The sequence below is a fragment of the Haloferax profundi genome (assembly GCF_001469865.1).
Taxonomy (GTDB): domain Archaea; phylum Halobacteriota; class Halobacteria; order Halobacteriales; family Haloferacaceae; genus Haloferax; species Haloferax profundi.
Genome location: NZ_LOPV01000169.1, coordinates 1 through 6,578 on the forward strand (window position 1 = coordinate 1; position 6,578 = coordinate 6,578).

General features: G+C 61.6%; 8 protein-coding genes. 2 read left to right on the forward strand and 6 right to left on the reverse strand.

Annotated features, from left to right (window positions below):
• The coding region (locus AUR66_RS08685; RefSeq protein ID WP_157533040.1) for a mechanosensitive ion channel family protein at positions 1-633 on the reverse strand (633 nt) is incomplete at its 3' end.
• A gap of 95 nt (positions 634-728) precedes the next feature.
• On the opposite strand from AUR66_RS08685, the gene AUR66_RS08690 reads away from it, so the two are divergent.
• Both AUR66_RS08690 and trmB read left to right on the forward strand, forming a co-directional pair.
• Positions 729-1,469 (forward strand): proteasome assembly chaperone family protein, encoded by a 741-nt coding sequence (locus AUR66_RS08690; RefSeq protein ID WP_058572055.1) that lies wholly within the window; start codon positions 729-731, stop codon positions 1,467-1,469.
• 95 nt (positions 1,470-1,564) lie between these two features.
• Positions 1,565-2,626 (forward strand): HTH-type sugar sensing transcriptional regulator TrmB, encoded by a 1,062-nt coding sequence (trmB, locus tag AUR66_RS08695; RefSeq protein ID WP_058572056.1) that lies wholly within the window; start codon positions 1,565-1,567, stop codon positions 2,624-2,626.
• Positions 2,627-2,695: 69 nt separating this feature from the next.
• Here the strand turns inward: trmB and AUR66_RS08700 are convergent, their stop codons facing one another.
• The 5 genes from AUR66_RS08700 to AUR66_RS08720 all read right to left on the reverse strand — a co-directional run.
• On the reverse strand, positions 2,696-3,484 hold the full coding sequence (locus tag AUR66_RS08700; RefSeq protein WP_058572057.1) for a hypothetical protein: 789 nt from the start codon (positions 3,482-3,484) through the stop codon (positions 2,696-2,698).
• Between the two features lie 42 nt (positions 3,485-3,526).
• Positions 3,527-4,615, reverse strand: coding sequence for a Gfo/Idh/MocA family protein (locus tag AUR66_RS08705; RefSeq protein WP_058572058.1), 1,089 nt, complete (start codon positions 4,613-4,615; stop codon positions 3,527-3,529).
• Positions 4,616-4,749: 134 nt separating this feature from the next.
• On the reverse strand, positions 4,750-4,953 hold the full coding sequence (locus AUR66_RS08710; RefSeq protein ID WP_058572059.1) for a hypothetical protein: 204 nt from the start codon (positions 4,951-4,953) through the stop codon (positions 4,750-4,752).
• A gap of 53 nt (positions 4,954-5,006) precedes the next feature.
• Entirely contained in the window at positions 5,007-6,194 is a 1,188-nt protein-coding gene (locus AUR66_RS08715) for an ABC transporter ATP-binding protein (protein WP_058572060.1), read from the reverse strand.
• A 2-nt stretch (positions 6,195-6,196) separates the two neighbouring features.
• A partial coding sequence (locus tag AUR66_RS08720; RefSeq protein WP_157533041.1) for a carbohydrate ABC transporter permease occupies positions 6,197-6,578 on the reverse strand: 382 nt, incomplete at its 5' end.

Consider the following 6,578-nt stretch of genomic DNA (forward strand, 5'->3'; position numbering starts at 1 on the left):
GAGCGTCATCCGCGTCCGCTCGTCCTCGGCGGAGTAGTTGATGACGTCGCGGTCACGGATGTTCGAGTTCGGCATGACGAGGAACGTATTGTCGAGTGTGAAAATCTTCGTGTAACTCAGGTTTATCTCGTCGACGAACCCGCGGGTCCCGTCGTCGAGTTCTATCATGTCGCCGATTTCGAAGGGTTGGTCCACGAGGACGAACACGCCGTTGATGATACTCCCGACGATGGGTGCGAGGACGATACCGAGAACGGCCGAAAACACCGTCACCGAGAGGACGATGTTTCCGAGTTCGAAGCCGAGAAGGTTCGCTGCGAACACAGTCCCAGCGAAGAAGATGGAGAGACGGACGATGCGAAGTACCGTCTGTGCGACGCTCTGACGGGTGAACTGCCGGGCGACTGGCCGCCCCAGCAATCTGACCGCGTACTTCGAGACGACGACGCTGAGGACGAGAACGAGGAGTGCCGCGGCGAACTGCCATCCGGGGAACAGCAGGTACTCCGGGACGAAATCCGGCGGTGTGACCAGTCCCGACTGGAGTGGGACGGGGAGGGTGTCTCGGCCCGTCGCTGCGAGTCGCACCCCGACATCGACTGCCGCGTCCGTCACCCCGTCGACTCCGTGCATGGAAATCGCAACGCAGAGTGACGAAAAAAGGGTTGTCACTTCGGAGGTTCACGAGGCAGTGAACGGCTATGTGTCACTGCGACGTATCGTCGTGTATGGACAACACAGGGATTTCCCACCCCGACTTCCGCATCACGCACGAAGAGACACCGAGCGAGGTTCTCATCGCGGGATTCTCGTCGTTCGGACTCGCCGGCCTGACCGCCGTCGATTTCATCGTCGACCACCTCGAACTCGAAGAGACCGGACACCTCACCGTCGAAGGGTTGCCGTCGGTGACGCCGTTTCTCGAAGGCCGGCCGAGACACCACACACGACTGTTCTCTCGCCCCGATATCGACGTGACGCTCCTCGTCGGAGAGGTGTTCGTGCCCGCCGAGTTCGGTACGCAGTTCAGTAACGTCATTCTGGATTGGATGGAGGGCCACGGTGTGGGCGAGATAGCCGTCCTCGCCGGCGTCCCAATCGCGCACGGTCCAGACGAACACCGCACCTACTACGTCGCCACCGACGACTACCGCGAGGCGCGCCTCCAGTCGAGCGATATCCCACCGATGGGTCGTGGGTTCTTCGCCGGCACGAACGCCGCACTCGTCGAACGTGGTATCGAGTCGCCACTGGGCGTCGGCGTCTACGTCACGCCAGTCCACGCACAGGTCCCCGACGTCGAGGCGGCAATCAGACTCGTCGACGCAGTAGACGACGTGTACGGCTTAGGTGTCGACTCTCGGCCACTCGAAACGTTCGCCGAGAGCGTTCGCCAGTACTACGCAGAACTCGCAAACAGACTCGAGGAGAACGAAGCTGACCTCCCCGAAGACCGGATGTACATGTGAGGGTACCTGTCGGGCCACACACCACTTGTTTTCGAAATGCGGTGCTACTCGGATATTAGTAAATGACTTAGGTGATGCCTGTATACGTCACGAACATGGCTGACGAATTACGGCTCACGATGGAGCGTGTCGGCGAGCGCTTCAGTCTCGGCGAGTACGAGATAGACGCGTACCTGGCCGTCCTCGAACACGGGCAGTTGACGGCGAGCGAAATCGCAGACCGCACGAGTATCCCCCAACCCCGGGTGTACGACACGGTTCGAAGTCTCTCGGACCGCGGACTCGTCGAACTCCGCGAGTCGCGACCGATGAAAATCGTCGCCGTCGACCCCGAAGACGCCTTCTCGAACGTCCAATCGTCGCTCGACGAACTCATCGAGGAACTCGAAGCACGCTACACTGCACCCGCACGGGACACCGAGGCCGTCTCACTCGTCAAATCCCGTTCGACGATTCTCCGCTACATCGAAGAGATAATCGAGTCTGCAGAGTACGAACTCGTCTTGTCGCTGACGCCCGACCTGCTCCGTCGGTTCCGCGACGACCTCGCGGCGGCAGTCGACAGCGGTGTCAGCATCGACCTCCTGGTCACGCCCGCCTCCCGCGCGCCCGACCCGGCCGAGTTCAACTACCTCGACGTGGCCACTATCGCCCGTGCACGCCGTGGTATCACCTCGCCCGTCCTCGCCGTCGCCGACGGCGAATATTCCATCTACGCGACGCAGGACGCCCTCCGCGACGACAGAGACCGATACGGCGTCATCTTCAACCGCTCGGCACTCGGGTTCCTCGTGAGCGGGTTCTTCGGGACAGTCCTGTGGTCTACCGCCGAGACCATCGTCGCCAACGGCAAGCGCCGCCCCTTCCCGCGTCGCTACGCCTCGATTCGCCGCGCAGTCAAGGACATCCGCGAGATAGAAGGCGACTTCTACGCCTCTGTCTCTGGCCGTGACGTGGAGACGGGCAACCCAATCGTCGTCGAAGGCCGCGTCATCGAGACTGCCTTCGAGGACACCGAAGAAGTCGCGTCGCTCCACATCGAGACGGACGAGGGCGTCGTCGAAGTCGGTGGCCTCGTCGCCGCACTCGAAGACATCGAAGGTCAAGAGATTCTGCTCGGACTCGACGAAGTTCCGGACCGCGACCGGTTCGCCTGAACGGCGTCTCTTCGCCGAGTGCACGCGGGTGCCCGCACGACACCCATCCGTTTCGATTCGCGCTGTTTCTTACTCGTCGCCGAGCTCGTAGACGACAGCACCGCACTCCGAACAGCCCAGCACCTCGTGTTCCGGGGAGTCGTAGATGCCGGCCGTGCCGCCACAGCAGTTCCGCACCGTCGTCTCTTCGACGACGCCGCCACACTCGGGACAGACTTCGGTGAACATCCGAAGCGGTTCCGTCGCGGCGAGCGAGACCATCGGGTCGACACCACGTTCGGTGACTGCGAGAAGCGTCGCCACGTCGGCGATGGCCTGTGGTCGGGAAATCCACACCGACATCGACGGACCGTCGATAGAGATACCGTCGTACTCGGCCGTCACGGTGGCCTCGAAGGGAATCGCGGCGGCCACGGCGTCGGCTAGTTCGTCGTCCGACGCCTTGCGGAGTGTCGCCATCGTCGATTCCCAGTCCTCCCGCGCCTCGTCCGAGAGGAACAGGCCGTCCGGTTCTTCGACGAGGACGCCGGCGTCGAGGAGCGTCGACAGCATCACGTCCGGATTGACGTTGGCGTCGAGACTCTCAGACTGACGCGGTTCCTCGTCGTGGTCGAAGACGCCGCTGAGTCCGGCGGCGGCGACGAGTCGCGGCGCGAACGACGGCGTTCCGGGGACGACGTAACCACGGAGGTAGACGAGGAGTGCCCCGATAGCGAGGACGACGAATCCGGCCGGTAACCACAGGACGCCGAGTGCCAATCCGACGATGGCGACGAACGCGGCGTTGACGACTGTACACGGAAGACACCGATTCTCACCGGTGTGCTCGGGTCGTTTCAGTGAATCGATGACGGACATGGTGAGGACGTAGGGTCGTGAGGTGTTTCGCTGTTTGGGTCGTCAGTTCGCTGGTGGGGTCTCGACGGTGTCGAGGCGGACTGCGCGGCCAGTCTCGGACGAACGGTAGATGGCGTCGATGACGCGCTGGACCGCGAGGCCCTGTTCGACCGTGTTGCGGCCGGGGTGTTCGCCCGCGGCGACTGACTCGACGAACAGTTCCTGTTCGGACTTGTGCGTGTCGTTGGCCTGCGTCTCGACGTTCGCCGTCGAGAGGTGGTTGCTGCCACCGACGCCGCCGTCGTAGAACTCCAGTTCGTGACTCGCACGGTCGAACCGCACACCACCCTCGGTACCCCGCAGGAAGAACTCGTCGTTGGTCGGACGGTTCGTCGCCCACGCGACTTCGAGCGAGATGGTCGTCCCTTCGTCGGTGCGGATGAACGCACTGGCGGAGTCGTCGACGTCGAACGCTTCCGGTCCGATGTCGTCGCCCCACATCTCGACGAACGTGTAGTCGTCTCTGTCACCGAACTCAGAACGGGTCACACCGGAGACTTCGACTACGTCGGGGAAGTCGAGGAAGTAGAGTGCGAGGTCGATGGCGTGGACGCCGATGTCGATGAGTGCCCCGCCGCCGGCGATGTCCTTCGAGGTGAACCACGACCCGCGGCCGGGAATCCCGCGGCGGCGGACGTAGTTCGCTTCGACGTGCGTGATGTCGCCGAATTGGCCGCTCTCGTAGTGGTGGCGGACGACTTCGACCGGGTTGGCAAAGCGGTTGTTGAACCCGACCATACAGAACCCGTCGGCCCGTTCGGCGGCCTCGGCGATTCGTTCGGCGGATTCGAGCGAGTGCGCGAGTGGCTTTTCGAGAAGCACGTCGAGGCCAGCGTCGAGTGCTGCGACGGCGTACTCTTCGTGGAAGCGGTTCGGCGTCGTGATGATGACGGCGTCGACTTCACCGAAGAGTTCTGCTTTGTCTTCGTAGGTGTTGACGTCGTACTTCTCGGCGAACTGCCGCCGTGCGTCCGCCTGAATGTCGAGACCGCCGACGAGCGTCGCACCGAGGTCGACGAGGCGGTCTGCGTGGTGGTGCCCGATGTTTCCGAGTCCGACGATACCGACTCGGACCGATGAACCTGTACTCATGAATAATTTATTAACTACAGCTGGTGTTAAGTTTCACGTTCTTTAGCCTGATTTACCAGCATCGACAGCGGCCGAGACGAAAATCGACCGACTGGTGCTGGCTGCGCGCGAGGAGAAGAGACAGACCGGGCGTCTCAGTAGAGTTGTTCTTCGCGCTCTTGTCGTTCTTGTTCACGACGCTCTTCTTCTTTGAGACGCTTCCGGCCACGAAGGTACTGTCGCCCCTTCGGGATGTAGATGTTCTTCACGTCGAGGAGGAACGAGACGATTCCGTAGGCCCAAAAGAAGAACAGAATCGTCATGCCGCCGATGTAGAACAATCCGAGTTCGTTGACCATGGGAGTGTGATACGTCGTGGGTCGGATAAACGTTGTGTGGGAGTGTCGAGGGCTTAGTCGTCGCTTTCGGCTTCGGTGCCGGTTGGCCCACTCGCCTGGACGGTGCTCTCGATTCCGTGGCTGATAGCCTTGCCCGTCTCCGTGTCGAAGAGGTGGACCTTCGAGCGGTCGAGGACCACCGTGACGTCTTTGTCTTCTTCGACGTCGGTGTCGGGTGCGACGCTCATCAGCAGTTGGTCGTTCATCGCGATGGCGTCCTCGTCGAGGCTCGCTCCTGCGCCTTCTTCGAGTTTCAGGTAGACGAATATCTCGTCACCCATCGGTTCGAGAACGTCGGTCATCGCGTCGATTTCGTGGCTCGGGTTCGCCACGAGGTTCTTGTCTTCGATGAGGTAGACGTCCTCCGGGCGGATACCCATCGTGACCTCTCGCCCTGCCTCGATGCCGACGTCGGCGGGGTCGAATTCGATGTCGATGTTGGTCGACTCGAAGCCGTTTTCGGTGACCGTTCCGTCGAGGAAGTTCATCGACGGCGACCCGATGAAGCCTGCGACGAACAGGTTGGCCGGTTCGTTGTAACAGACCAGCGGCGGGTCGATTTGCTGGAGTTGACCGGAGTCGATGACGGCGATGCGGTCGGACATCGTCATCGCCTCCGCCTGGTCGTGTGTGACGTAGATGATGGTCGTGTCCAGTTCCTTGTGCAGGCGCTGGAGTTCCGTCCGCATGTGGACGCGAAGTTTCGCGTCGAGGTTCGCGAGCGGTTCGTCCATCAAGAAGACGCCGGGGTTCCGGACGATTGCACGGGCGATGGCGACACGCTGTCGCTGCCCACCGGACATCTCGTCGGGCATGCGGTCGAGCATCCCTTCGAGTTGGACGACGTCTGCGGCGCGGTTGACGCGTCGGTCGATTTCCTCCTTGTCGTAGTTGCGGAGGCGAAGGCCGAACGAGATGTTGTCGTACACGTCCATGTGCGGGAACAGCGCGATGTTCTGGAACACCATCGCCACCCCACGGTCCTTCGGTGGGAGGTTCGTGACCTCGCGGTCACCGATGAAGACCTTCCCCTCCGAGGGGATGGTCAGTCCCGCAATCATCTCCATCGTCGTCGACTTGCCACACCCCGAGGGTCCAACGAGGCAAATAAATTCGCCGTCGTTGATGTCGAGGTTCATGTCGTCGACTGCCGTTACGTCGTCGTAGTGCTTGCTTACGTGTTCGAGTTTGACGTCTCCCATGGTTACTCCTTCAGTGCTCCTGCAGTCAGTCCGCTGACGATACGTTCCTGTGCGATGATGACAAGGATGGCCACGGGTAAGACTCCCACGATGGAAGCGGCGGCCATCAGGTTGTACGGTGTGTCGAACTGGCCTTGATATTTCAAGATACCAGCGACGATTGGCGCCCACGAGGAGGCCTCACCGTTGTTCATGATGAACGAGAAGAAGAACTCGTTGTACACTCCGATGAACGTGAGGACGCCCGCAGTCGCCACACCCGGTGCCGAGAGCGGGACGATGACACGGAAGAGTGCGCCGAGTCGAGTCGTCCCTTCGACCCGTGCTGCATCCTCCAACCCGTCGGGAATCTGTCCGTAGAAGGTCGTGAGGATGAAGATTGAC

Excerpts from the sequence above, each read along its gene's own strand:
- AUR66_RS08710 (WP_058572059.1), bottom strand. The coding sequence starts at position 4,953 with ATGGTCAACGAACTCGGATTGTTCTACATCGGCGGCATGACGATTCTG.
- AUR66_RS08700 (WP_058572057.1), bottom strand. The coding sequence starts at position 3,484 with ATGTCCGTCATCGATTCACTGAAACGACCCGAGCACACCGGTGAGAAT.
- AUR66_RS08705 (WP_058572058.1), bottom strand. The coding sequence starts at position 4,615 with ATGAGTACAGGTTCATCGGTCCGAGTCGGTATCGTCGGACTCGGAAAC.
- AUR66_RS08715 (WP_058572060.1), bottom strand. The coding sequence starts at position 6,194 with ATGGGAGACGTCAAACTCGAACACGTAAGCAAGCACTACGACGACGTA.
- AUR66_RS08690 (WP_058572055.1), top strand. The coding sequence starts at position 729 with ATGGACAACACAGGGATTTCCCACCCCGACTTCCGCATCACGCACGAA.
- trmB (WP_058572056.1), top strand. The coding sequence starts at position 1,565 with ATGGCTGACGAATTACGGCTCACGATGGAGCGTGTCGGCGAGCGCTTC.